Raw genomic sequence first — 25,503 nt, 5'->3', positions numbered from 1 at the left:
TAGGTTTTTATTAAAACAAAATTTTAGAATTCATCCTTCTTTTTAAGGTCTAGGCACTAGCGGAATCATTTGCAAATCGTCAAAATACATGGTTTGACTTCCTGTAACTCCTGGATTGGATGCGGCAGGTATTTTTACAACCCATTGCGCACCAGAAATAATTTCATCAGTTGTAATTGTTTGACCAATTTCCACCCATTTTCCTCTAGGTAAATTTTCGATATCCCAATCCAATTCTAAAGCTGGCTCATTTAAACTTGTCGTAAAACCTTTCATGGTATTTCCTTCTTCTAAGAAGATTTTATAAGACACATACTTCGCTCCCGAAATAAGACCATTCGGTTTAGAAAAATCGGTACTTCTTAAATAAACGTCTGTAAATACTCCTGCTTCATTGGTATATTTCATAGAAGCCATTCCTTTATAAGACTTCTCTTCTGTTCTTTGAAAAAAGATAGGATCGTCATTTGTTCCTGCACACCAATATTGATTGGTAAAAGCACGTTTTGAAGCTTTATTCCCATCAAACGGAACCTCAAAACCAACATGATCATCAATAAGAATACTATATCCACGTTCTATAGTAATCGGTGTTGCATCAAAATTTTGCAATACTCTTTCATCCACAGAAATTAAACTCGTACCTGCATAAGCAATTGTAACCTCATCTGTATTGTAAATAGGTTCTTTCAATTCCAATTCAAGTACGGTCGCATCTTCTGTATTAATTTGTACGGAAGCTACTTCTATATTTTGATCAAAACCAGCAGCTGTATTACTTACATGAACCGTAAAATTTGCCGCAGCTCCTAAAACAGAAGCTACTTCACCGGTTACCGCAAAAGATATTACTTTCTGAACATCCATGCTAACAGCTCCATTAATAGTAAATGGTTTTGAAGAAGGATTTACTTGGACAATAACAGGCATGTATTTTCCTACCGACTTAGAAGGATCTTTTCTTGTGGAAGTCAAGGTTGCTGTGAATTGTCCTAATTTATTGTACACCACACCTAAAGAATCTTTTGATGATGTTTCTGGTTTTCCACCTTCAAAACTCCATTTTGCCCCATCAGCTCTTCCGGTAATAGATTCGTCCATAAAAACCAATTCTTCACCTGCTTCAATATTAATTACAGGCCAATTAGCTTTATTTTCTAGGGAAGGTGTCTCTGTTTCTTTCAATGAAAACACTTTTTCTTCCTTATAAAAAATGGCTCCTGCCGGATTTGGATCTGCGAAAACATCCACAGAATAACTTTTATCAACCATCCAAACTCCCGTAGCTTCAACAAAAACGGATTCTGCAACAGAATCTTTGTAAGTATTTAACAAATTAATTTCATATACACCCGCTTTTGGAAAATACACATTGATCAAATCCTCTTTCGATTTTCCTCCATTTCCTATGACAAACTTGCTATAAACAGAATCTTGCTCAGTAAATTCTTTGCTTAAAAATTTTGTCTCTGAAGGAGTCGTCCATTCATGACTCAAGACATTTCGTGATAGGTCGTAAAAAGCAACATAATCGTTTATATTACAAATTTTATCTACGGCACTATTGTCTTTTGTAGTTCGAGCCCAAAAACTAGAGTAATTTCCACTTGGCACATCGTATTCGTCCATATTCGTACAACTTGTTACCAAAACAAGTAGTACTAGCATTGTTTTATATATTTTATTTTTCATCATTTTCATTTAAATTAGATAAAACCTGGTTGTTATTTAAAACCTCAATGGAAGGCAAAGGCAAAAAAGCATGTAGTTTTGCATCATAAAACTGAGCTGCTTGGTTGTATTCCATATCGATTAAAGTATAATTGCTTTCTTCTAAATTTGTGTTTTTTACAATTCTTGAATTTTTAGCAACAACAGGTTCTCCATCAATTCCTTTGTATTCATAATTGATCAAGTAGTAATTTGTTGCAGCTAAGTCTTCAAATCTAGCTTTTGCAATTCCCCATCTTTGCATGTCAATATTTCTAATTGAAAAACCTTCAATAGACGTTTCTAAAGGTTTTTCGATATACATTAAGCGCTCCATTAAAGTTTCTTCCGTATAAATAACACCGTCAAAATCGTGATTTGAACCATCTTCAAGTCCTAATAATCGGAGTCCCCATCTAGCTCTAATTGTATTGATTAGACCTATAGCTCCATTCAAATCGCCTGTTTTAAGAAGACATTCTGCCTGCATCAAATACACATGTCCTAAACGATTTAGCAAAAAGTTTTTTGGTGATTTTAACGAAGTATCTGCTAACAAAGCTTCTTCTGAGATAATATCATGATTGGAAAAATGTTTGAAAAATGAAAATTTCAAACCAAAATCGGCTGCCAACGGAACTGATGGCTGCAAATAAAATGGCGTATCTTCATCATTCACCAAGGCAATCATAGCAGAAGCTCTCAAGGAAACATTTCTAAGTTTTACTCCTCCAACTCCATTGTCTACATAATTTCTAGAATCTTGAGCATCTAATGCCTCTGAAGCATATGCTTCTGTAAGCCATGCTGACGGAACTGTATGTGAGCCTGTTCCTCCTCCTCTACCGCTTGCTGCCGTGTTCCTAGCTAAAATTGTAAAGAAACTTTCTTCATCAAAATTGGAATCTTCTACCTGTAAAAAGCCATAATTTAATTCAAAAATAGATTCTGAATTAAAATCTCCAGCAGAAGTAAACATGAGCTCTGTATTTTGTACCAATTCGTATCCATATGCAGGATTTGTCAACACATCTTCAAAATATACTTTTGCTTCCGCATATTTCCCTTCATACAAATAACTTGTTCCTAACATTGTTGCAGCTACTCCTGCATCTACTCTTGCTTTTTGTTCAAATTGAGCAGGAAGATTTTTATAGGCATATTCAAAATCCGCTCTAAAAAAAGCTCTAACATCTTCAGGAGAAGAAAGCGCTATTTGAATTTCAGAAGCATTTGCAGGAATCTTATCTCGAATAATAATACTTCCGTTGTTATACACCGAATGCGCGTAAAAATGTCCGAGTCCTCTAAAAAATCGAGCTTGTCCCATTTGATTGACCCATTCTTCTCGTTGCTTGGTTTCAGCATCTAAACTATTTAAGCCATCAATGACTTGATTTGCTCTCCAAATAATTTGATAAATAGCCGTCCAACGATCATTGATTTCTCTAGAATTGTTATTGAACAATTGTTTGTAGAATACATTGGTCGTTGGTTTGTTCCGTTGATTGGGAAATGCCATGTCAGATCTCCAAGCTTCCGCTATAACGGCATAAATTTTTTGATTCAACATTGAACCATAAACCGCTGTCAATCCTTTATCGGTATCGATTAGGTTTTTCCAAAAAGAATCTTCTGAAACTTCATTTGGATTGGTTTCGATCAAGTACTCATCGCACGACGGAACTAAAGTTACCAATACGATAGCTACTAAGATTTTATATATATAATTTTTCATAATTTATCGTTTTAATTAAAACACCACTTTAAGTCCGAAAGAATACAAGATAGAAGTAGGATACCTGTCCAAATCCAATCCTCTTTTTTGTACATTTCCTCCAATTTCAGGTTCAAAACCTTCATACTTTGTAAATGTTAATGGATTTTGAGAAGTACCGAACAATCTCAAACTTTGCAGTCCGATATCTTCACATACTTTTTTAGGCAAGCTATAGCCTATAGTAATTAATTTCAATCTTAAATAATCTCCACTTTCTAACCATTTATCTGTTTCTGCAGCAAAATTCTCCACACTCGTTCTTCCTTTGTAAAATGGTGTATTCGAATTAGGATTCTCTGGTGTCCACATATTTACCAAATCTTTATGGCGTCCTCTGCTATAGGCTTCTCGCTTTTGACCATTGATAATTTCAGCACCAACAGATGCATACCAATTCATGGCTAAATCCCAATTTTTATATTTCCATCCAAAATTCAATCCCATATCAAAATCTTGAAGACCACTACCCGAATATTGCCTGTCTAAATCTGAAATATCTCCATCTCCATTTGTATCCACATAAATCAAGTCACCTAAAGTAGCTGTGGATCTTGAAGGATGTAATTTATAGGCTTCAAGTTGTTCTTCTGTTTTAATAATTCCGTTGGTTTTGTATAAGTAAAATGCCCCCACTTCTCGTCCAACTTCCAACACAGTAACTGGCACTCCACCAAGATTTGAACCTGAATTAAAAATTATCGTGGTCTCACCAGCCATTTTAGTCACCACATTTTCATTTTTCCCAAAATTAACTCCCAAAGTAAAATTGCTATTCCCCACACGTTTTTTATAACGAGCCGACAATTCAATTCCTTGATTTTCCATATTCCCCACATTTAAGGTCAACAGACTGTCATAATAGCCTCCTAAAGAACCTGGTAAACGAACAGGAAACAACATGTCTCTTTTTTTAGTTCGATAAACATCCGCTGTAAGGGTAAGTTTATTTTTAAAGAACCCTACATCCAATCCAATATTTGTTGAAACTGAGGTTTCCCATTTAACATCTTTATTGGAATACGATTTTACGATAGATCCAAAAGACTGACTTTGATCGGTTGGATCGAAAATATAATCTGTTGATTGCACCAAAGTACTGGCAAATTCATAGTCACTAAAACTATCATTTCCAACCATTCCCTGACTTGCTCTCAGTCGTAAATTATTAACCACATGTTTTAATGGTGTCCAAAAATCCTCATCAGAAACATTCCAACCAGCAGAAATTGTTGGAAACAAGCCCCAACGATGTTTTTCGCCAAATCTAGAAGAGCCATCGTACCTAGCTAAAACTGAAAACAAATATTTACGTTGGTAATTGTATTGAATTCTTCCCATGGAACCGACTGTGGTTTTTGTGTAATTATTTCCACTGGTCACTCTTGGATTAATGGTAGCCCCATTTAGCACCATGATATTGTTATTGGCCACCCCTTCTTTTGAACCTAAAAAAGATTCCTTAGAGCCTTTTTCAGCAGAAAAAGAAGTCGTAATATTTAGGGCATGCTCACCTAGTTGTTTTTTGTAATTCAAAATTCCATCAAAACTGTATTTGGCCGATCTAATTGCTTCAGCAGAAACAGAACTTCTGGTTGGATCAATATCTACTGAATTATCACTGATATCTATAATCGTAGTATTCGGTTTGAATGTATTTCTTATTTCATTGGTTACTGAACCTCCAAAACGAGTTGTCAAAATAAAATTTTCTCCAAAATTTCGAGAAACACTTACACTCGAATTCATACTGTCTTTATTTCTAGGAGCGCTAGTTCGTATAGAGCCTAAAAGTCTTTCTAAAGGAGTAGAAACCGTACCACTTCCATTGGTATAGGCCACATCAGAATTAGGATCAATTTCTGGATAGATAGGAGAATAAAAAGCTGTATTTTGAAATAAACTGCTACTTGAAGAAACTTTTTTATCAGTTGCAACCGCAGCACTTACGTCAATTTTCCAGTTATCTGATTTATAAGTTGTTGAAAGCCTAGAATTGAATCTTTGATAATTAGAATTAATGATAATTCCATCTTGATCGAAATACCCGACTACAGCATTGTAGGTAAATCCTTTGGTACCTCCTGTGATATTAAGATCGTATTTTTTAGTTGCAGCATTATCAACCACCACATAGTCCGTAAAACTATTGTCGTTATTTAACCAAGACTCTTGGTTTATATCTCTTATTTTTCCATCAAAATAAAACTCTTGTACTGAATTAAAATACAATTGATCTTTTGCATTCATTAAGGGCAAACCTTGTTTTAAGTTTTGAATTCCGTAGGTATTGGTAAACGTAACTTTTGCCGTTCCTGCTTTTCCTCTTTTTGTGGTGATTAAAATAACACCTGCAGCCCCTCTAGCTCCATAAACAGCGGTAGACCCAGCATCTTTTAAAACATCAATTGTTTCAATTTCATTGGGACTCATTCCAGGGTTTCCTAATTGAGGAATTCCATCAACCACATAAAGTGGGTTGTTGCTTCCTGCCAATGAGGTAATTCCTCGAATTTCAATATTTGCTTCAGAACCAGGTTCACCAGAAGACGAAGTTACCGTTACACCCGCTATTTGTCCTTGTAAAGCTGTTCCCAAATCTGAAGTGATAAATTCTTCAATTTCTTCAGCCTTTATTTGAGCAACTGCTCCTGTCACTTCTTTTTTAGCAATGGCCCCATATCCAATTACGACAACCTCTTCCAAACTTTCTAACAAGGAAGTCATTTTTATGTTTAAAGTCGGTTTGGTTACTTTAATTATTTTTTTTTCCATTCCTACATAAGAAAAAGAAAGATTGTGTCCTATATCCGTTTTAATGGTATACAAACCATCAAAATCAGTAACAACACCTTTTCCTGTTTCTAATACTAATACGGATAAGCCCGGAATAGGCAAGCCGTCATCTGAACTTGTAACAAGTCCACTAACCGTTATTTTTTGTGCTTGCCCTTGTAAAACAAAACACAATAAAAAACACGAACATAGAAAGTATAATTTTCTAGTCGATTTTTTAATTTTTAATACATTTTTTAAATTCATTTTGATTGGTTTAATTAGTTACTCTTCACTTTGCAATTCTGAATTCATCATTTAGTAGGTAATTTTTGTCATTTTAATAGTTTGTTTTAGTTCGTTATAAAATCAGTTAATTTAATAGACTCAAATATTGAATAAATGAATTTTCAAATTGTTTTGAATGGATTTAATATTGTGCTTATGAGTGCAAACTCCCTATAATCAGCCTAGTACTTTAAAGAAAAAACACTGTATTAAACCTTGATTTACAACCCTATAACTTCAAAACAACAGAATTATGAATGCTTAGAATTTGATGAGTTTTCTAAAAAAACGAAATCAATCCATGCCTATATTTCCGTAGTTCTCGCAAAATAAAAGGCATAAAAAAACCCAAGATTCTATAATCTTGGGTTTTTACTTTTTAAACGTTTAAAACTACGTTCCTATTTTTAATTTCAAAAACAAAAGTATCTGATGCTTCTTAACTATTTCGTTTAGTGCAAGGTTTTTAAATTTCTAGTTGGCTTTATGGTTGGGTCTTCATCTGCATCCACATATTTTGGAGGTTTGTCGTAATGTTCTTTTTTAGGCGTTTGCCTAGTTTTTGGCACCCATTTTTTCAATTCCTTTATAAGTGCACTATATTTTTTCTGATGTATTAAATTATTCCATTCCAATTGATCTTTATCTACATCATACAACTCTTCCGTACCTGATAGGTTTTGGATATAATGCCAATCTTTGGTCATAACAGAAGTCCCACCTACAGATACAGTAACCCCTGGATAGTCCCATTTTGCTTTTGGATTTTTTAATAGACTTGTAAAATCATGTCCTTCAATATTTGGCTTTTTGGGTAAATTACAAAGATTGACTAAAGTTGGATAAATATCTAACAAACTTACAGGTTCTTCACAATACAGTGTTTTTTTCATACCTGGCAATCGCACAAACAAAGGTGGTTTTACTGCTTCCGACCACAAGGTGTTTTTTAGGTAACGAAGTTTTTCTCCCAAATGCCAACCATGATCTCCCCATATAACAACAATAGTATTTTCAGCATGTCCACTTTTTTCCAAGGCATCCATTACGATTCCTAAACATTTATCTACAAAACTAATATTTGCCAAATAAGCTCTCGTAGCTTCTTTTTCTAAACCATGTTTTTTAATCCATTTATATTCACCACTTGGTTGAAAATCAGGTTTTCCGTTGGCTTTTAAAATATCATCCAAATCGTGTTCATTAACAATAGGCGCTTTTATTTTATCCAAATCGTACAAGTCGAAAAATTCTTTAGGCACGTACCAAGGCAAATGTGGTTTTATAAAACCAACGCCCATAAAAAAGGGTTTGTCAAAATCTCTTTGCAATTGATTTTTCGCCCAATCCGCAACCGCATAATCTACAGTTTCTTCAAACGTATCAACAGTTGGTCCCCAGCTTAATTTCGATTTTTTGCTTTTAAAACTAGGATCTTGTCTCCCGTTAATCACTCCTGATTTTGAAGCTGTTACATATTTCTTATCTGCTACGTCATTGTTATAACGTCTTCCTCTTGCAAATTCGTCAAAAGCCCAATGTCCAAAATCTACTCCACCTGCTGCGGCATGTTTGTGAAAAATTTTCCCATTGGCCAATGTGTGGTATCCATTTTTAGAAAAATATTCTGGTAAGGTGGCATTTTTTTTGACTACATCTGAATAAATCATATTTTGTGCATTTCCATACACCCCTGAAGTACTAGGTAAAAAACCAGACAACATAGCCGAACGAGAAGGTCCACAAATAGGCGCAGCCGTAACTGCGTTTTTAAAAACCATGGCTCCTTGCTTCGCAAATTTGTCCATATTTGGTGTGATGGCTTGTTTGTTTCCGTCTAGTGGACTTACCCAATCATTGATATCATCTATCGCAATAAACAATACATTGGGTTTCTTTTTTGTTTGAGCGAAGCTATTGAAACTTAAACAGCAACATAAAATTAATACTAATCTCATTTTTAATTTATTTAAAATTCTAAACTAGAGTTAGGAGGCAATGGCACTTTATTTTTCACACGCCATGCAACCAATTCTTTCAATAAGCTTGATGTTATTTCAGATTTTTCAGCGGCAAGGTTATGCGCTTCTTTAGAATCTTTACTCAAATCATACAATTCCAATTTCCCATCTTTTAAAAATTGGATCAACTTATAGTTTTGTTTTCTAATAGCCGAACATGTACCATGTTTACTTACCATACTAGGCAAATGCCAAAACAAAGGTCTTTCTTTAAAAATTTCCGTGTCCTGCATAAAAATATCTGTCAAAGAATTCCCGTCTAAAATTCCTTTGTGCGCAGTTCCCGAAACATCCATCATTGTAGGAAAAACATCCAAACATGAAACTGGAATATCTGTTCTTCTTGGTTTTATTTTAGCTGGCCAGTTGACCAACATTGGTACTTTTATCCCTCCTTCGTATACATCTCTTTTTGCCCCACGTAATAAGTTATTTCTACTTTGACCACCATTGTAACCATTATCTGAAGTTACAATAATCATCGTATTTTCACGCAAGTTATTGTCATTTAAATACTTTATAATTCTTTGAATATTCGTATCCACAGATTCTACCATGGTTGCATAAGCGGTATATTCTTTCTTTTTCTTCGCATTATTTGACACACCTTGTCCGGTAATAGAATCTTCTTTCCCAATATATTTAGCATACAATTCATCACTTCTAGAACGAATAGGTTTGTGTACAGCATAATAATCTAAATTGATCAAAAATGGCTCGTCTTTATGTACGTCCATAAACTCAATTGCTTCATCCGTCAATCTATCTGTTAACCAGCTGTCTGTTGTTTTTTGCTCTATAAATGGATTTTCAAAAGGAGCCCAATAGCCACCTCTTTCACTATGATACCCTCCTTCTTCTAAAGCAGGATCTCCTCTAAATGTACCACCAACATTTTTTATAAAACCACGTCCTTCAGGATAATATTGCTGAATTTCTGGAGTTTTGTGCGCTTTCACCCAACTAAAATCTCCCGGATCTGGTTGTGACAAACGTTGTGCAATTGGCCATTCGCTATTCAATTCTTTTTTAGGATAAGGACCTACAATGTGCCACTTTCCAATATGAATAGATTTGTACCCGTTTTTTGCCAATGGCTCTGCATAAATAGGAAACTCCTTTCCAACCGTCCAACGAGAAAAAATATTTTCTTCAGCTGTTCCTTTTTCTAAAACAGGCACTCCATAAACTCCAGTTCTAAAAGATTGTTGCCCTGTAAAAATTGCGGTTCTTGAAGGAGAACACGTAGGGTACATATAAGCATTATCGAAAACCAAACTTTCATTGGCCAAGGCATCTAAATTTGGAGTTTCAAAATATGTAGATCCATTAAACCCAACATCCGCGTAGCCCAAATCATCAACAAGGATAAAAACAATATTTGTCTTTTTAGTTTTTTCTTTTGAAGAATTATTTTCTGCTTTTTTATGAGATTTACAAGAAGTAAAAACGATCATACACAGCAAAACAAAACTCCATTTACATGGTGACATTATTTTTTTAAAACTCTTCATTCTATACATTATGTGTTTTATTCAATTAACAAAAATTAGTATACAAATGTATTTTTTCTTTTAGAAGGAAGCGTCTGTGTAAGTATGTACAATGTTTCTACAAGTTCAAATTCGTACTTTTCTAAGACAAAAAATTCTATCTCCGTTAACAAAGTGTATTCCCATTGAAAATTCCTTGTTTTTCGTTTTTTGAATCTTCTCTCATTATTTGTCAGATAATCCCTATTTTTGGCTCGTAAAATTGTTTGTTACCTATGAAAAAATTCCTTTTAATAATTTGTATTTGTTCTGTATCACTAGCCAATGCACAAGTGGATAGTTTACAACTAAAAAAAATAGAGAATGAGAGTCGATTTAAAGTGGCTGGAAGAGTGTTAAAAAACAATTTATTTTCAGTTCCAGGAGATTTTTCCGAAATGGGAAAAACATTTTCTAAGGACTGGAAAAGAACCGCCATGTATGCGGGAGGAATTTTAGGACTTATTGCCGTTGACAAATACACCACCGATTTTTTACACAATCATATTGAACCAGCAATCGATTATTCGCTACCCAAAACAAAAGTTTTCAATAGTAATTTTGACTGGTTTAAAGGAAATGATCTTTACATCTCTGCTTCCATTGCTTCCTTATACGCAGGTTCCTTTGCTTTTAATTATGAAAAAGGACAAATGGCCGCGACAAATGCCGTAAAATCCTTACTCTATTCTTATGTGATTTCTCATGTTGCCTTAAAAACTTTATTTGCTAGAAATAGACCTTATAGAGAAGGAAGTGATCAAGACCCTTCTGAATGGACCGATAATAATTGGGATTTTGGGAACTATCACCCTATCTATTTTAATAGTAAACCTGGAGGAACGGGAATGCCTTCTTTTCATGCCACTGCTTTTTTCTCTGTGGCAAAAGTTATGCAAATGGAATTTGACAACTACTGGATTCCTTATGGATTTATTTCAATTGTTTTTATGTCAGATTTCCCTTCACACCAACACTGGGTATCAGACATGGTGGTTGGCGGAATTATTGGAACCATCATTGGTAGATCTGTAGTTTTGAGTAGCAGAAAACAAAAAGCAAAAGAAAACAAAGGCTTATCTCAACATTCTAAAAAGAAATTTAAGCTAAGAAAACAACTGATTCCTCAAGTTTCAGAAAACATGGTGGGACTTCATTTTGTGGGAACTTTTTAGGGATAATAATTTACAACATCTTTATAAAATCGTCTTCACTGATAATTGGTACACCTAAACTAGACGCTTTTTCTAATTTACTAGGTCCCATATTCTCTCCGGCCACCACGTAATTTGTCTTTTTAGAAATAGAACTTGAAACTTTTCCTCCATTATCTTCAATGGCTTTTTTCAATTCATTTCTAGACATTTTGTGAAATACTCCCGATACGACAAAGACAGCACCTTCTAATTTTTCTGTTTTCCCTACTAAGGATTCTGCGGAAACTTCTAGTTGAACGCCATAAGTTCTCAGTCTAGCCACCAAGTCGCGGTTTAATGCATCCTTAGAAAAAGCGACAATGCTTTCCGCAATTCTATCGCCAATTTCATCCACTTTTACCAATTCTTCAAAACTAGCATTCATCAAAGCCTCCATACTTTTAAAATGCTTCGCCAATTTTTTTGCAACCGTTTCTCCAACAAATCGAATACCAAGAGCAAACAAAACTTTTTCAAACGGAATTTCTAAAGATTTTTGAATTCCAGCAAGCATATTTTGCGCCGACTTTTCAGCCATTCTTTCCAAAGGAATTATTTGTTCCAGGGTCAATTCATACAAATCTGCATAATTTGAAATAAGGCCTTCTTTTCTTAATAAATCTACCGTTTCGCCACCTAGCCCTTCAATATCCATTGCCTTTCGACTTATAAAATGCTGAATTCTTCCGGTTATTTGAGGCGGACAACCAAACTCATTTGGACAAAAGTGTTTGGCATCACCTTCTGTTCTAACTAGCTCAGCTTCACATTCTGGACAGTTGCTAATATATACTGTAGGAACTGAATTTACAGGTCGTTGAGTAAGATCAACACCCACAATTTTAGGAATAATTTCTCCACCTTTTTCTACAAAAACGGTATCTCCAATGCGAATATCTAATTTTGAAATTTGATCGGCATTGTGCAAAGACGCCCTTCTAACAACAGTTCCCCCTAAGGCAACTGGAACTAAATTTGCTACGGGAGTAATGGCACCTGTTCGTCCGACTTGATAACTAATTTCATTTAATACCGTAGCTTGCTGTTCTGTTTTAAATTTATAGGCGATAGCCCAACGAGGTGCTTTGGCCGTAAAACCAAGTTCATCTTGTTGTCGTAAAGAATTTACTTTTATCACAACTCCATCCGTTTCATAAGGCAAATTGGCACGTTCCATATCCCAACGCTCCACAAAAGAAATCACCTCATCAATAGATTTTGCCACAAATAAATCTGTAGGAACATGAAAACCTGCAGCTCTTGCATTTTCTAACATTGTGGCATGTGTTTCAAATAATTTTTGATCTGCCACAACTTGATATAACAAACATTCCAATGGTCGTTTTGCCACTTCTAAGCTATCTTGCAGTTTTAAACTACCACTTGCTGTATTTCTCGGATTTGCATAAGGCTCTTCACCTACTGCCAATCTTTCTTTATTCATTTGCTCAAAACCTTGCAAAGGCAATACAATTTCTCCCCTAATTTCAAAAGAATCTAAAAACGAACCCTGTAATTTTAGTGGTAAGGTATTAATTGTTTTGATGTTGTTTGTCACATTGTCTCCTTGAAAACCATCCCCTCTTGTCACTGCTTTTATCAAAACACCATTTTCATAAGTAATATTAATCGAAGCTCCGTCGTACTTTAATTCACAGGTATATTCTACAGGACCTTCAATTACTTTTTTTATTCTTGTTTCCCAATCCAACAAATCTTCTTTTGAATATGAATTGTCTAAAGAATACATTCTGTTTTTATGAACAATGGTCTCAAAATTCTTTGTAATTCCGCCACCAACTCTTTGCGTAGGCGAGTTTGCATCAAAAAAATCAGGATTCTCATTTTCTAATTGCTGCAAGGCTTTCAATTTAGAATCAAATTCGAAATCAGATATTGTGCTCTTATCCAAGGTATAATAATGGTAATTATACTCATGAAGTTCTGCTCTTAATTTCTCAATCTGTTCTTGGATAGTTGTGGACATGTTTTCTCTTTTACCTGCTAAAAATACAGTTATTTTTCGATTTCAAAAACAGGAATAAAAAATGTTTGTCAACATTAAATAAAACGAAAAAAGCTAGAAAATAAAATTTTAACACTCTTTAACAGTTATAAAGTTTGCATAAACGATAGTAATACTAGTATATTTGCAAACGAAATTTAATTATGATACAAAAACTACAAATTCAATTTGATATAGATCCGGAGTTGTATTCAAAAAACCCTGATTCGTCAAAACTAGGAAGAAAGATAATTTCAAACAGTATTTCAATGATCAATGAAATGGGGTTTGAAGATTTCACGTTTAAAAAATTAGGTCTCGCTATAAATTCTCCAGAAAGTTCTATTTACCGATATTTTGTAAACAAGCACATGTTGCTTATTTACTTAACAAGTTGGTATTGGACATGGACTGAATACAGACTTGCTTTTGCCACCACCAATGTAGCTTCTCCTCTAGATCGATTAGATTCTGCTATTGATTTGTTAACACAACCTGTATTGATTGATGATGATATTTCGTATGTGAATGAAATTATGTTGAGTAAAATTATCTTTTCGGAATCTATAAAAGCCTACCATACAAAAGATGTTGATGAAGAAAATAAAAAAGGATGTTTTAAAGCCTATAAATCTGTAGTAAACAGAGTTGGTGCCATCGTTTTGGAAATCAACCCCGACTTTAAATACCCCCATATGCTTATTTCTACGGTTATTGAAGGAGCGCATCAGCAAAAATATTTTTCTGAACATCTTCCGGAACTAACAGATCTTACAAATGAACAAAACGCCATTACTAAATTCTACAAAGAACTAGTTTTTAGCTATTTAAAATAAAGTAACAAATCAATAATTAAATTAAACAATGTCTATGAACACAAATTTATTCAAAAATTTCAAAAACGACTTTCCAGCAAGTATTGTTGTTTTCTTTGTTGCCCTACCTTTATGTTTAGGAATTGCCCTAGCAAGTGGAGCACCCCCATTTTCTGGAATGATTGCCGGTATTATTGGAGGAGTCATTGTTGGAGCCATTAGTGGTTCCGCTGTTGGAGTTAGTGGACCTGCTGCAGGATTGGCTGCAATTGTTATGACGGCAATTCAATCTTTAGGTTATGAAAGCTTTTTATTAGCTGTCGTAATTGGTGGGGTCATACAAATTGTGTTTGGTATTATAAAAGCTGGAGTTATTGGATATTATTTCCCTTCTTCTGTTATTAAAGGAATGTTAGTAGGAATTGGTTTGATTATTATTCTAAAACAAATTCCACATTTTTTCGGTTATGACGCAGATCCTGAAGGAGATTTCTTCTTTTTCCAAGTAGATGGAAGCAATACTTTTTCAGAAATCATCAATTCTATCAACGGGATCAGTCTTGGAGCCACTTTAATTGGAGCTATTGCGCTTGCCGTTATTATACTATGGGCTAATGTATTGGAGAAAAAATCAAAAATTTTCACGTTGATTCAAGGACCTTTTGTAGCGGTGATTATTGGTGTTATCTATTTCTTAGTAACTCGTAATAACACAGCCTTGTCAATTTCAGCAGAACATTTGGTAAATGTGCCAATTCCTGAAAATTTTGATTCTTTTTTAAATCAGTTTAGCTTTCCTAATTTTGGAGCCATTGGTAACAAAGAAGTATGGATTACTGGTTTTACCATTGCCTTAGTTGCAAGTTTGGAAACCTTACTTTGTGTTGAAGCAACCGATAAAATTGACCCTAGAAAAAGAGTAACACCAACAAACAGAGAGCTTGTAGCTCAAGGTTCTGGTAATATTATTTCTGGTTTGATCGGTGGACTTCCAATTACCCAAGTAATTGTAAGAAGTTCTGCTAACATTCAGTCTGGTGGACAAACAAAATTATCGGCTATATTGCACGGTTTCTTATTATTGATTTCTGTATTAATTATTCCGACAGTTCTTAATATGATTCCATTGGCTGTTTTAGCTTCAATCCTTTTGGTTGTAGGTTATAAATTAGCCAATCCTAAAACATTCAAAAGTATGTTCTCATTAGGATGGCAACAATATGTTCCTTTTTTAATTACTGTACTTCTTGTACAATACAATTTATTAATAGGAATTGGAATTGGACTATGTATTGGAATTATTATTGTTCTCTACAAAAGTTTCCAAAACTCTCACTTCTTACACATTAAAGAAAGAGACAATACCTATCACCATGTAAAAATGGATTTAGCTGAAGAAGTAACTTTTTTCAACAAAGGTGCCATTATGAGAGAATTAGAAAACATTCCTGAAAACACGCATTTAGAAATTAATTTGCTAAAAACACGATTTTTAGACCATGATATTATCGAGATTTTTGAAGACTTCTTAGACAAAGCCTCTAACAGAAACATTAGCATTAAGCTAACATCTAAAAGAGGAGTTGTGGAAAATCCTGATAGTTTTATAGATTTTTTTAAATCTAGACCAAAAAGTGACTTGGCCTTAAAATAATAACCTTATAAATCGCACACCATATGAAAACACAAACAAAACAAATACAAGAAACATTAACTCCTCAAATAGCACACAACATTTTAGTAGAGGGGAATAAAAGATTTGTTCAAAATCTTAAAGCACAAAGAGATTTAAAACAACAAGTATTAGAAACAAGTAACGGACAGTTTCCTTTTGCAGTAATTTTAAGCTGTATCGATTCTAGAGTACCTGCAGAATTGGTTTTTGACCAAGGAATTGGAGATGTATTTAGTGTTAGAGTTGCAGGAAATGTAATCAACGAAGATGTTTTAGGTTCTATTGAATACGGATGTAAAGTTGCAGGTTCTAAAATTGTTGTTGTTTTAGGACATACAAAATGTGGAGCTGTTACTGCAGCCTGTAACCATGTTGAATTAGGAAACATAACTACTTTATTAGAAAAAATTCAACCTGCCGTTAAAAAGGTAAACAAAGAAGTTACCACTGAATCTATTGAAGAAACAGCCATTGTAAACGTACAATTGTCTATTGAAAGAATTCGCGTTGAAAGCCCAATTCTTGCCGAGATGGAAAAGAATGGAGAGATTGAAATTGTTGGAGCATCTTACGATGTAAACAGTGGGGAAGTTCAGTTTTTATAAACAGAACTTTACCTAAATAAAAAAGATTCTTATCGCTTGATAAGAATCTTTTTTTTTGCAATTTAGTTAGATTTTTCTTTACCCAATCTAAACAAAGTTCAACGTTTTTGAATACCTGTTTTTTTGAAATTAAATCGAGAATTATAGCCATTCGTTCTAGCATATATCGAAACCTCTCAAAACAGACTGATCCATATATCGCCTTAAAAAAAGATGTCTATTGAAAGAATTTGAGAAGAAATTCTTACTCTTACATTTGCAGAAAAGAACGGACAAATTGAAGTTATTGGAGTTTCTTACCATGTAAACAATGGAGAAGTTCAGTTTTTACAAACAGAACTTTACTAAAAAAAAAAGATTCTTATCGCTTGATAAGAATCTTTTTTTTTGCTATTTGTTTAGGTTTTTCTTTACCCAATCTAAACAAAGTTCAAAGTTTTTGAATACATGTTCTTTCGGAATTAAATCGGGAATTATATCTATTCGTTCTAGCATATATCGCGGTTGCTCTAACAAACCAACCAATAACACATTTTTACCCGCACTCTTTAAATCGACCAAAATATCTTCAATAACAAACAAACCAGACTGGTCAATATACTGCATGCGTCCCATTCTAATAATTATTGTAGATGCGGTATCAGGAATCTGTTCTGCCAATTCCTGAAAATTACTAGTCGAACCAAAAAACAATGGTCCCTTTAGGTGTTTTATAAATACCTCTTCCTTCAGTTTTTCTGGAAAATTGGCTTCATCTTTCCAGTTTGTTTCTTTTTTCAGGGACTTCACATCTGACCTTTTTGCGGTTAAATCCCCCATTTTCTTCATAAAAATTAAAGAAGCAATGATCAATCCAATACCAACGGCGTTTACCAAATTCCAAAAAGTAGACAAGACCAAAACAACAACCATAATCATTACATCGGAACTAATTTTAAAGGGACCTAGCTTGGTATCTTTAGGCATCGCAGGTATTGCCTTTAAACCTTTATAATCCATTACTCCTATTCCTACAGTTATTAAAATACCCGCCAAAACGGCTGCTGGTATTTTTGAAGCTACAGGACTTAAACCTAAAAGAATAACTAGCAACATCACCCCAGCAATCATTCCTGAAAGTTTTGTTTTTCCTCCGGAATTGATATTTACAACAGTTCTAATAGTGGCTCCAGCTCCAGGGATTCCTCCAAAAATTGCAGCAATACTATTTCCCAATCCCTGACCTATCAATTCCTTGTTCGGGTTGTGCTTTGTCTTGGTCATATTATCTGCCACAACACTGGTCAGCAAAGAATCTATAGCTCCTAATAGCGCTAAAGTAATTGCCGTAAAAATATAGGGCGTAACGCTTGAAAGACTAAATTCTGTAAAAATAGCCAAATTTGGCAAAGGCAAACCACTTGGTATTTCTTCAATTGGCTTATACCCTAAATCGAAACCATAGGCTACTCCTGAAACAACAACCAAGGCCACTAAAGTACTTGGCACTGCCATCGTTATTCTTTTAAATCCGTAAATAATAAATATAGTACTTAAGGCTAAAATCAATTCTAACCAACTAATATGCGAAAGCCCTCTAGGCAATACTTTTAAAGTTCCTAACACTCCTGAAGCATAGTTTGCTGCAAGTGTTTTTGTTTCCTTCCGGATTGCTACTGCATCAATACCTTGTGCTCTTTTAATGGTTTCTGAAAAATCTTCTAAAACCAAAATCCCTTCTCCTACTTCTTCCTTTAAAATAGATTCTAGAATAATTTCCTCTGCTTGAGGTTTGAACTGATTTACAAATTCAGCATCTTCTTTTGGATAATACCCGATGGTAGGCAAAATTTGGGTAATCAAAATAATAACCCCAATTGCTGTCATAAATCCCGACACAACCGGATAAGGTATGTATTTTATATACTTTCCTAACCCCAAAACACCTAAGCCCACTTGAAAAACTCCAGCCATCACAAAAACGGTAAGTATTGCAGGTAATGCTTTGCTTACATCGCCATCATTCATGGCTATAATTCCTGAAATAACAAGCATACTTACTGCGGTCATTGGTGCAGTTGGTCCTGAAATTTGCGTACTTGTTCCTCCTAAAAGTGCGGCAAAGAAACTTAAGAAAATAGCTCCATACAAACCTGCACTTGGTCCTAAACCTGAGGACACACCGAATGCCAAAGCCAAAGGCAAGGCAACAATACCCGCCGTAATACCACCAAAAGCATCTCCTTTGATGTTTGAAAATAATTTTTTCATGTCAAATAATAATTAATTAGTAAAATAAAAAATTGTAATACACTTTAAATGTCAACTACTATTTAACTTTCTGGTGGTGGACTTGTATCCACTACAAAACTCTCATAAACATAGAGCGGTTTTTTATTTATTTTTGAATTTGTTACCCAATGACTTTCAATAAGCAGCAATTCAATACTTTCCAATATTTTTTCACTTTCTTGATCCATGTCACTTTCTAAAACACATGCTACTTCTTCAATATCTAAAAAATCTTCCAAAACCAAAGCCGGTCCGCTTAGCATAAAGGAAGCAATACCTATCAGCACTAGCTGTCTAGATAAAAAAGAAAAGAATTTATTTTTTTTCATAGTGATCGTTTTAAGGTAGCATACAAATGTAGTCATTGAGCAAAGCTTAGCGTTTTTTTTAAAGACTTATTTTAAAAACAACGTACTCTAAAATTCTTTCAATAAATGCGATTGTTATTTAGATATCAAAAACTACACCTAAATTTAAGATTTTATAATTTAGCAACATGGGTCTCACACATATGATTTGTATCTTTATCGAAAATATAGAAATTTGACGGACGTACTACTTATAACTCCCCCATTTACTCAGCTTAACACGCCTTATCCTGCAACTGCCTACTTAAAAGGTTTTTTAAACACTAAAAATATTAGTTGTTTTCAAATGGATTTAGGAATGGAAGTAATTTTAGCCTTGTTTTCAAAATCGAGTTTGCAGCAGATTTTTGACAAAGCTTTTCAAGAGAATACTATACAAACTGACAATGCCAAAAGAATTTATGCCTTAAGAAATGACTATTTTCAAACCATTGATACGGTTGTGCGTTTTTTACAAGGAAAAAATCAAACCTTATCTCGTCAAATTTGTAGCGAAAATTATTTACCCGAAGCTAATCGTTTTCAACAACTAGACGATTTGGATTGGGCATTTGGAGCTATGGGACAGCAAAACAAAGCCAAACATTTGGCTACGCTCTATTTAGAAGATATTTCAGATTTTATTATTGAGTGCATAGATGAAAACTTTGGTTTCAGTCGTTACGCCGAAAGTATTGGTCAAAGCGCACATTCTTTTGACCCACTATACAGCAAGCTAGAAGAAAAACTGACCTATATAGATAAATTAACACTTGCCATTTTAGAAGAAAGAATTGAAGAAACAAAACCAAAATTAATTGGAATCTCAGTTCCTTTCCCTGGAAATTTATACAGTGCTTTTCGATGTGCGCAGTTCATCAAAAAAAAATATCCTGAAATTAAAGTTTCAATGGGAGGTGGTTTCCCGAACACTGAATTAAGAAGTTTGACCGATGTTCGTGTTTTTGAATTCTTTGATTATATCACCTTAGATGACGGTGAACTTCCTGTTGAATTATTGGTAGCTTCTTTGAAAGAAGAAAACCTGGAAAAATTTCAATTCAAAAGAACCTTTCAACTAAAAGATGGCGCTGTTTATTACAACAACACATCTACAAAATCTGACTACAAACAAAAAGATGTTGGCACACCCGATTATTCTGATTTATTGTTAGACCAATATATTTCCGTTATAGAAATTGCCAATCCTATGCACAGTCTTTGGAGTGATGGTCGTTGGAATAAATTAACCATGGCACATGGTTGCTATTGGGGGAAATGTTCTTTTTGTGATGTTTCTTTAGATTATATAAAAATTTACGAACCTGTTGCTGCGAAATTGTTAGTAGACAGAATTGAAGAAATAGTTGCACAAACCGGAGAAACTGGATTTCATTTTGTTGATGAAGCTGCACCACCTGCTTTGATGCGTGCGGTTGCTTTAGAAATTTTAAAAAGAAATGTATCGGTTACTTGGTGGACCAATATTCGTTTTGAAAAAAGCTTTACCAAAGATTTATGCCTGCTATTAAAAGCCTCAGGTTGTATTGCCGTTTCTGGCGGACTGGAAGTCGCCTCCGACCGTTTGTTAAAATTAATAGACAAAGGTGTAACGGTAGAACAAGTAGCGCAGGTAACCCATCATTTTACAAATGCAGGAGTTTTGGTACACTCCTATTTAATGTATGGCTACCCTACACAAACCGTTCAAGAAACCATAGATAGTTTGGAAATGGTAAAACAATTATTTGAACTTGGAATTATTCAATCTGGATTTTGGCATCAATTTTCTTTAACAGCGCATAGTCCAATTGGATTAAAACCTGCAAATTTTGGTATTACCCCTTTACAAAAAGAAATCAGCTTTGCGCACAACGATGTTGAATTTAAGGACAAGACCAATATTAAACATGATAAATTTAGCTATGGATTGAAAAAATCAATTTTCAATTTTATGCATGGTATCGGTTTTGATCTGCCCGTAAATGATTGGTTCGAATTTATAACCCCCAAAACAAGCATTCCTTTAAATTATATTGAAAACTGTTTACAATCCGAAAATAAATTCAATACAAAACCCAACGCAAAAATTATATGGCTTGGTGTACAACCTGAAATCGAGATTTACACAAAAACCAAAAGAAATAATTCTTGGAACATGCTAAAAATGACACTATTTAGCAAAACAGAAACAATTGCTATTCAATTTGAAGAAGACAAAGGACTTTGGTTGCAAGGAATCTTAAGCCAATACAACACAACAAGTACAACTAGTACCTACGCTGCCTTAAAAAAAGACTTCGAATTGCAATTTGAAGATTTTGAATTGTTTTGGTTTTCAAAACAAATGACTCAAATAAAAGAAAACGGATTGTTGGTATTGTAAGGATCTATTTCCTTACGTTTAGAAAACACAAAAAACCTATCATAAAATATGATAGGTTTTTTTATAAGTTTAAAGTTAAAAAGTAGCTTACTTTTTGAACTTTGCGTATTTCGTTTTGAACTTGTCGATACGTCCAGCTGTATCCACCAATTTCGTTTTACCTGTGTAAAAAGGGTGAGATGTTCTAGAGATCTCCAATTTGATTAATGGGTATTCAACTCCATCAACATCTAAAGTTTCTTTTGTATTAGCAGTAGAACGTGTTAAAAATACATCGTTGTTTGACATATCTTTAAAAGCAACCATTCTGTAGTTTTCTGGATGTATACCTTTCTTCATCTTATTATATTTTTAAACTTTAATTCTTATTTTTGAGATTGCAAATTTAACTATAATTTTTAGATTTCAAACAAATAAATTGTTTTATTTGCTTGAAATAGTTTTAAATATCAAAATTTAACAAATGTCATTAAGAATTTCAGCCTTATTTTTAAGTATTAGCCTACTAATCATAGGATGTAACGAAGATATCGAATTCAAATTTAATAGTCCGAAAAAAATTAATATTGATAAAAAATTGAGTTTTTCTGTCCAAGAATTAAATGGAAAAGAATTTGATTCTATTGAATTTAAACTTGATGGAAAAAAAATTGCGACTCAAAATGGAATCGAAATAAACATCCAAAATGAAATTCTAGGAAAACATACATTAACTGCCGTAGTTTATTACGAAGGAAAAAGCAAATCTTTGCACAATGCCATTTATTTCTTAGCGGATAAAAAACCCATTATTTACGATTTTAAACTGATCAATACCTTTCCGCATGACGCCAAAGCTTTTACGCAAGGTTTTGAATACCACAATGGTTTTCTATATGAGAGCACCGGACAAAAAGGACAGTCTTCTATTAGAAAAACAGAAATTACCACAGGAAAAGTACTGCAGCAGCAAGATTTAGATGCTAAATATTTTGGAGAAGGAATCACCATCTTTAACAATAAAATTCACCAATTAACTTGGCAAGGAAAAATAGGTTTTGTGTACGATTTGGAAAGCTTTGAACAAGAAGGCTCTTTTTCTTACGGAAAAAGCGTTGAAGGTTGGGGACTAACACATAACGATAAGGAATTGATCAAATCTGACGGTACAGAACGTATTTGGTTTTTAACCCCAGAAAATCACAAAGAAATTCATTTTATTGAAGCCTATACCAACAAAAGAAAAGCCGAACAATTAAATGAAATTGAATACATCAATGGAAAAATTTACGCAAATATTTGGCAAAAAAACACCATCATTATTATCGATCCAAAAAACGGAACTATTGAAGGCGTTGCCAACTTAAACGAACTAAGTAAACTGGTAGATCATTCGGCAAATAACAAGGACTATGTTTTAAATGGTATTGCCTACGACCAAGAAAACAACAGACTCTTTGTTACGGGAAAAAATTGGAACAAAACTTTTGAAATCGAATTAGTCGCTAAGAAATAATTAGAAATAGTATCTTTACCAAAAGTCCATTTTAATGAGAAACCTCTATTCTATTCTAGTAATTTTTTGTCTGATTGCATTTTCTATTTCTTGTCGGAAAGATTTTTCAACTATTGAAAGTACTGGAAACTTAACTTTCTCAAGAGATACCATTTTTTTAGATACCATTTTCACCAATATTAGTAGCAGTACCTATGCTTTAAAAGTCTATAACAAAAGTAACAAAGACATCCATATCCCCTCTATCAATTTAGGAAGAGGAGACAATTCTTTTTACCGATTAAATGTAGACGGAATACCAGGAAAATCTTTTGAGAACACACCCCTACTTGCCAAAGACAGCTTGTATGTTTTAATTGAAGCAACCATTGATTTTGACTTATTGAGTGACCCTATTTACAAAGATTCGATAGTTTTTCATTCTGGAGAAAAATTGCAAGATGTAAAATTAATTACCACTGTAAAAGATGCTCATTTTATTTATTCAGATTTAACAACTGCTCAATTAAAAAAAATAAGAGACACCATTACAGATCCCGTTCGAAAACTTGCTCATTTTACAAGCTTTGAAACCACCGATATTTATGGAGATACCGTTGCCAAAAGAGTTTTAACAAATAGTGAACTACATTTTACGAATGCAAAATCCTATTCTTTGTATAATTATTGCATTGTTCCTGAAAATAAAACTTTGGTCATTGATGCTGGCGCGCAATTGTTTTTCCACGACAAAGCTGCTTTGATTATCGAAAAAAACGCAACAATACAAATTAATGGAACTTTAGATAATAAAGTCACTATTGAAGGAAACCGTTTGGAGTTTGATTTTAGTGAAACTGCCGGGCAATGGGATGGTATTTGGTTAAAACCAGAAAGTAAAGAAAATACTATTGCGCATACACGTATCAAAAATGCAGCAGTTGGAATTATTTGTGATTCTATTTCCACCAGCAGTGCTGAACCTACCTTGACCATAAAAAATTCAGAAATTTACAATACCTCTGTGGTTGGCTTGTTGGCTTCTGAATCGTATATAAAAGCAGAAAATTTAGTCATTGGAAATAGTAGACAAGGCTCTTTATCTATTACAAATGGTGGTAGTTACGAGTTTAACCACTGTACCTTTGCCAATTACTGGTCGGATGGTGTAAGACGTTTTGAAACCGTACAAATTAGCAATAACGAATTTGATTTGGATGAAGAAGACAATCCCGTTTATAGAGCTAAAGATTTGACCAAAGCAAACTTTACCAATTGCATTATTACAGGGAACAACTCAAGAGAAATTGAATTCTTTAAAAATGAAACGGCTGTTTTTTCCGTACTTTTCGAAAATTGCTTGCTAAAATACAACAGCAGTAACGAAGATCCTTTGTACGATTTTACCGATGAAACTTTATATCCTGGAATTCTTTTAAACGGCGAACCTAATTTTAGAGACACCAGTAGCAACGATTTTATTATGGGTGAAGAAAGTGAAGCCATCAACAAAGGGAAAGTTGAAAATGCACTTCGAACACCTTTGGATATTTTAGGCATAGACAGAACACTAGCACCAGATATTGGCGCTTACCAACATATTATTTTTGAAACCGAAGAAGAAATAGAAGAATAAACTATGGAAATTGTAGCAGACAAAAAATTAGAACAAAAAAAAACATTCACATTTACAGGTAAAGGAAGCGGACTCGCTCTTATTTATTTTAAAAATATTATTTTGATTTTATTGACCTTGGGTATTTATTATCCTTGGGCGAAAATTGAACTTTTAAAGTATTTTTACAAGGAAACCGAATTGGAAAACGATCGGTTTTTATTTACCGGAAAAGGAAAGGATGTATTTACAAGCTATTTAAAAATTTATGTAATTATTTTTACGTTTTATATTTTTTCAACAGTCTTTTCTGCAACCGAAAATTACCCTGCATTGGTGCTTAGCACTGTCCTTTTTTATGCCTTTATCATTTTAATTCTACCTTTTGCTATCCATGGTGCGGTTCGTTACAGAGCCTCTAAAAGTTCCTGGAACTCTGTGTTTTTTAAATATTCTGGCATCCGAATGGAATTTTTCAGATTGTGTATCAAAGGAATTCTATTGAGCATTGTAACCTTTGGTATTTATGGACCTTGGCTTCAAGTAGAATTAAGAAAATATATTCTCAGACATTTAAAATTTGGCAATGTTACTTTCGATTTTAAAGGAAAAGGAGATCAGTTATTTTGGATTCAACTAAAACTGGTTCTTTTATTTTTTATTACTGCAGGAATTTACACTTTCTGGCACTTAAAAAAGGTCTTTACATTCTATGTTGAAAACTTAAAAGCATACCAAAACAATGAAGAAGTAAGTTTTAAGGTAAACGCAACAACAGGGCAAATTGCGCTTCTTATTCTTCCTAACCTACTTTTGCTAATTTTCACTTTTGGCTTGGCTACACCATGGGTACTAACCCGAACTTTCCGATTTGTACTTGAAAATAGTTCTTTAGAAGAAGGCATTGATTATACTTCACTGAAAAATTCTTTTGAAGAAAGTGAAGAAACAGAAAACAGAGATACTTATTTAAAAATATTAGATTTTGATTTAATTTAACTTGTCAAAATT

17 protein-coding genes are annotated in these 25,503 nt (G+C 33.8%); 8 read left to right on the top strand and 9 right to left on the bottom strand.

Annotated features, from left to right (window positions below; genetic code table 11):
* Positions 1 to 42: 42 nt before the first annotated feature.
* The 5 genes from FGM02_RS12250 to FGM02_RS12230 all read right to left on the bottom strand — a co-directional run bounded on the left by FGM02_RS12250 (position 43) and on the right by FGM02_RS12230 (position 10,085).
* Entirely contained in the window at positions 43 to 1,668 is a 1,626-nt protein-coding gene (locus tag FGM02_RS12250) for a SwmB domain-containing protein (RefSeq protein ID WP_139958666.1), read from the bottom strand.
* A 13-nt stretch (positions 1,669 to 1,681) separates the two neighbouring features.
* On the bottom strand, positions 1,682 to 3,448 hold the full coding sequence (locus FGM02_RS12245; RefSeq protein ID WP_139958665.1) for a RagB/SusD family nutrient uptake outer membrane protein: 1,767 nt from the start codon (positions 3,446 to 3,448) through the stop codon (positions 1,682 to 1,684).
* A gap of 15 nt (positions 3,449 to 3,463) precedes the next feature.
* Positions 3,464 to 6,529, bottom strand: a complete 3,066-nt coding sequence (locus FGM02_RS12240; RefSeq protein WP_139958664.1) for a SusC/RagA family TonB-linked outer membrane protein — start codon at positions 6,527 to 6,529, stop codon at positions 3,464 to 3,466.
* Positions 6,530 to 7,002: 473 nt separating this feature from the next.
* Positions 7,003 to 8,508: a sulfatase gene (locus tag FGM02_RS12235; RefSeq protein WP_139958663.1), complete on the bottom strand. Its 1,506-nt coding sequence runs from the start codon at positions 8,506 to 8,508 to the stop codon at positions 7,003 to 7,005.
* A gap of 11 nt (positions 8,509 to 8,519) precedes the next feature.
* A complete protein-coding gene (locus tag FGM02_RS12230; protein WP_243739399.1) occupies positions 8,520 to 10,085 on the bottom strand; it encodes a sulfatase in 1,566 nt (521 codons plus the stop codon).
* A gap of 254 nt (positions 10,086 to 10,339) precedes the next feature.
* Here FGM02_RS12230 and FGM02_RS12225 point away from each other — a divergent pair, with 254 nt between their 5' ends.
* Complete coding sequence (locus FGM02_RS12225) at positions 10,340 to 11,278, top strand: phosphatase PAP2 family protein (RefSeq protein ID WP_139958661.1); 939 nt, start codon at positions 10,340 to 10,342, stop codon at positions 11,276 to 11,278.
* Between the two features lie 10 nt (positions 11,279 to 11,288).
* On the opposite strand, the gene ligA is transcribed toward FGM02_RS12225, so the two are convergent.
* Entirely contained in the window at positions 11,289 to 13,286 is a 1,998-nt protein-coding gene (ligA, locus tag FGM02_RS12220) for an NAD-dependent DNA ligase LigA (RefSeq protein WP_139958660.1), read from the bottom strand.
* A gap of 182 nt (positions 13,287 to 13,468) precedes the next feature.
* Here ligA and FGM02_RS12215 point away from each other — a divergent pair, with 182 nt between their 5' ends.
* From FGM02_RS12215 to FGM02_RS12205, 3 genes are read left to right on the top strand one after another with little or no spacing between them, the layout of a single operon-like run.
* Complete coding sequence (locus tag FGM02_RS12215) at positions 13,469 to 14,140, top strand: TetR/AcrR family transcriptional regulator (protein ID WP_166461173.1); 672 nt, start codon at positions 13,469 to 13,471, stop codon at positions 14,138 to 14,140.
* A gap of 34 nt (positions 14,141 to 14,174) precedes the next feature.
* Complete coding sequence (locus FGM02_RS12210; protein ID WP_139958659.1) at positions 14,175 to 15,773, top strand: SulP family inorganic anion transporter; 1,599 nt, start codon at positions 14,175 to 14,177, stop codon at positions 15,771 to 15,773.
* A 23-nt stretch (positions 15,774 to 15,796) separates the two neighbouring features.
* Positions 15,797 to 16,399: a carbonic anhydrase family protein gene (locus FGM02_RS12205; protein ID WP_139958658.1), complete on the top strand. Its 603-nt coding sequence runs from the start codon at positions 15,797 to 15,799 to the stop codon at positions 16,397 to 16,399.
* Positions 16,400 to 16,789: 390 nt separating this feature from the next.
* Here the strand turns inward: FGM02_RS12205 and FGM02_RS12200 are convergent, their stop codons facing one another.
* Positions 16,790 to 18,649 (bottom strand): SulP family inorganic anion transporter, encoded by a 1,860-nt coding sequence (locus FGM02_RS12200; protein WP_139958657.1) that lies wholly within the window; start codon positions 18,647 to 18,649, stop codon positions 16,790 to 16,792.
* 62 nt (positions 18,650 to 18,711) lie between these two features.
* Complete coding sequence (locus FGM02_RS12195; RefSeq protein WP_139958656.1) at positions 18,712 to 18,999, bottom strand: hypothetical protein; 288 nt, start codon at positions 18,997 to 18,999, stop codon at positions 18,712 to 18,714.
* Between the two features lie 214 nt (positions 19,000 to 19,213).
* Between FGM02_RS12195 and FGM02_RS12190 the strand changes: the two genes are divergently transcribed.
* The gene (locus tag FGM02_RS12190) at positions 19,214 to 21,403 is read left to right on the top strand and encodes a B12-binding domain-containing radical SAM protein (RefSeq protein WP_139958655.1); all 2,190 of its coding nucleotides are present in this window, start codon (positions 19,214 to 19,216) and stop codon (positions 21,401 to 21,403) included.
* A gap of 87 nt (positions 21,404 to 21,490) precedes the next feature.
* On the opposite strand, the gene FGM02_RS12185 is transcribed toward FGM02_RS12190, so the two are convergent.
* The gene (locus tag FGM02_RS12185) at positions 21,491 to 21,742 is read right to left on the bottom strand and encodes a type B 50S ribosomal protein L31 (protein ID WP_139958654.1); all 252 of its coding nucleotides are present in this window, start codon (positions 21,740 to 21,742) and stop codon (positions 21,491 to 21,493) included.
* Positions 21,743 to 21,866: 124 nt separating this feature from the next.
* Here FGM02_RS12185 and FGM02_RS12180 point away from each other — a divergent pair, with 124 nt between their 5' ends.
* Genes FGM02_RS12180 through FGM02_RS12170 form a run of 3 tightly spaced genes read left to right on the top strand, consistent with a single transcriptional unit; the run spans position 21,867 to position 25,491 of the window.
* Complete coding sequence (locus FGM02_RS12180) at positions 21,867 to 22,898, top strand: glutaminyl-peptide cyclotransferase (protein WP_139958653.1); 1,032 nt, start codon at positions 21,867 to 21,869, stop codon at positions 22,896 to 22,898.
* A 34-nt stretch (positions 22,899 to 22,932) separates the two neighbouring features.
* Positions 22,933 to 24,513 carry a right-handed parallel beta-helix repeat-containing protein gene (locus tag FGM02_RS12175; protein WP_243739398.1) on the top strand — a complete coding sequence of 527 codons (1,581 nt, stop codon included), beginning with the start codon at positions 22,933 to 22,935 and terminating at the stop codon, positions 24,511 to 24,513.
* A 3-nt stretch (positions 24,514 to 24,516) separates the two neighbouring features.
* The gene (locus FGM02_RS12170; protein WP_139958652.1) at positions 24,517 to 25,491 is read left to right on the top strand and encodes a DUF898 family protein; all 975 of its coding nucleotides are present in this window, start codon (positions 24,517 to 24,519) and stop codon (positions 25,489 to 25,491) included.
* The last annotated feature ends 12 nt before the right edge of the window (positions 25,492 to 25,503 follow it).

Origin of the sequence: Flavicella sediminum (assembly GCF_006381105.1) — a bacterium.
In the GTDB taxonomy this organism is placed as follows: Bacteria; Bacteroidota; Bacteroidia; order Flavobacteriales; family Flavobacteriaceae; genus Flavicella; species Flavicella sediminum.
This window is presented reverse-complemented; position numbering and strand designations above follow the sequence as displayed.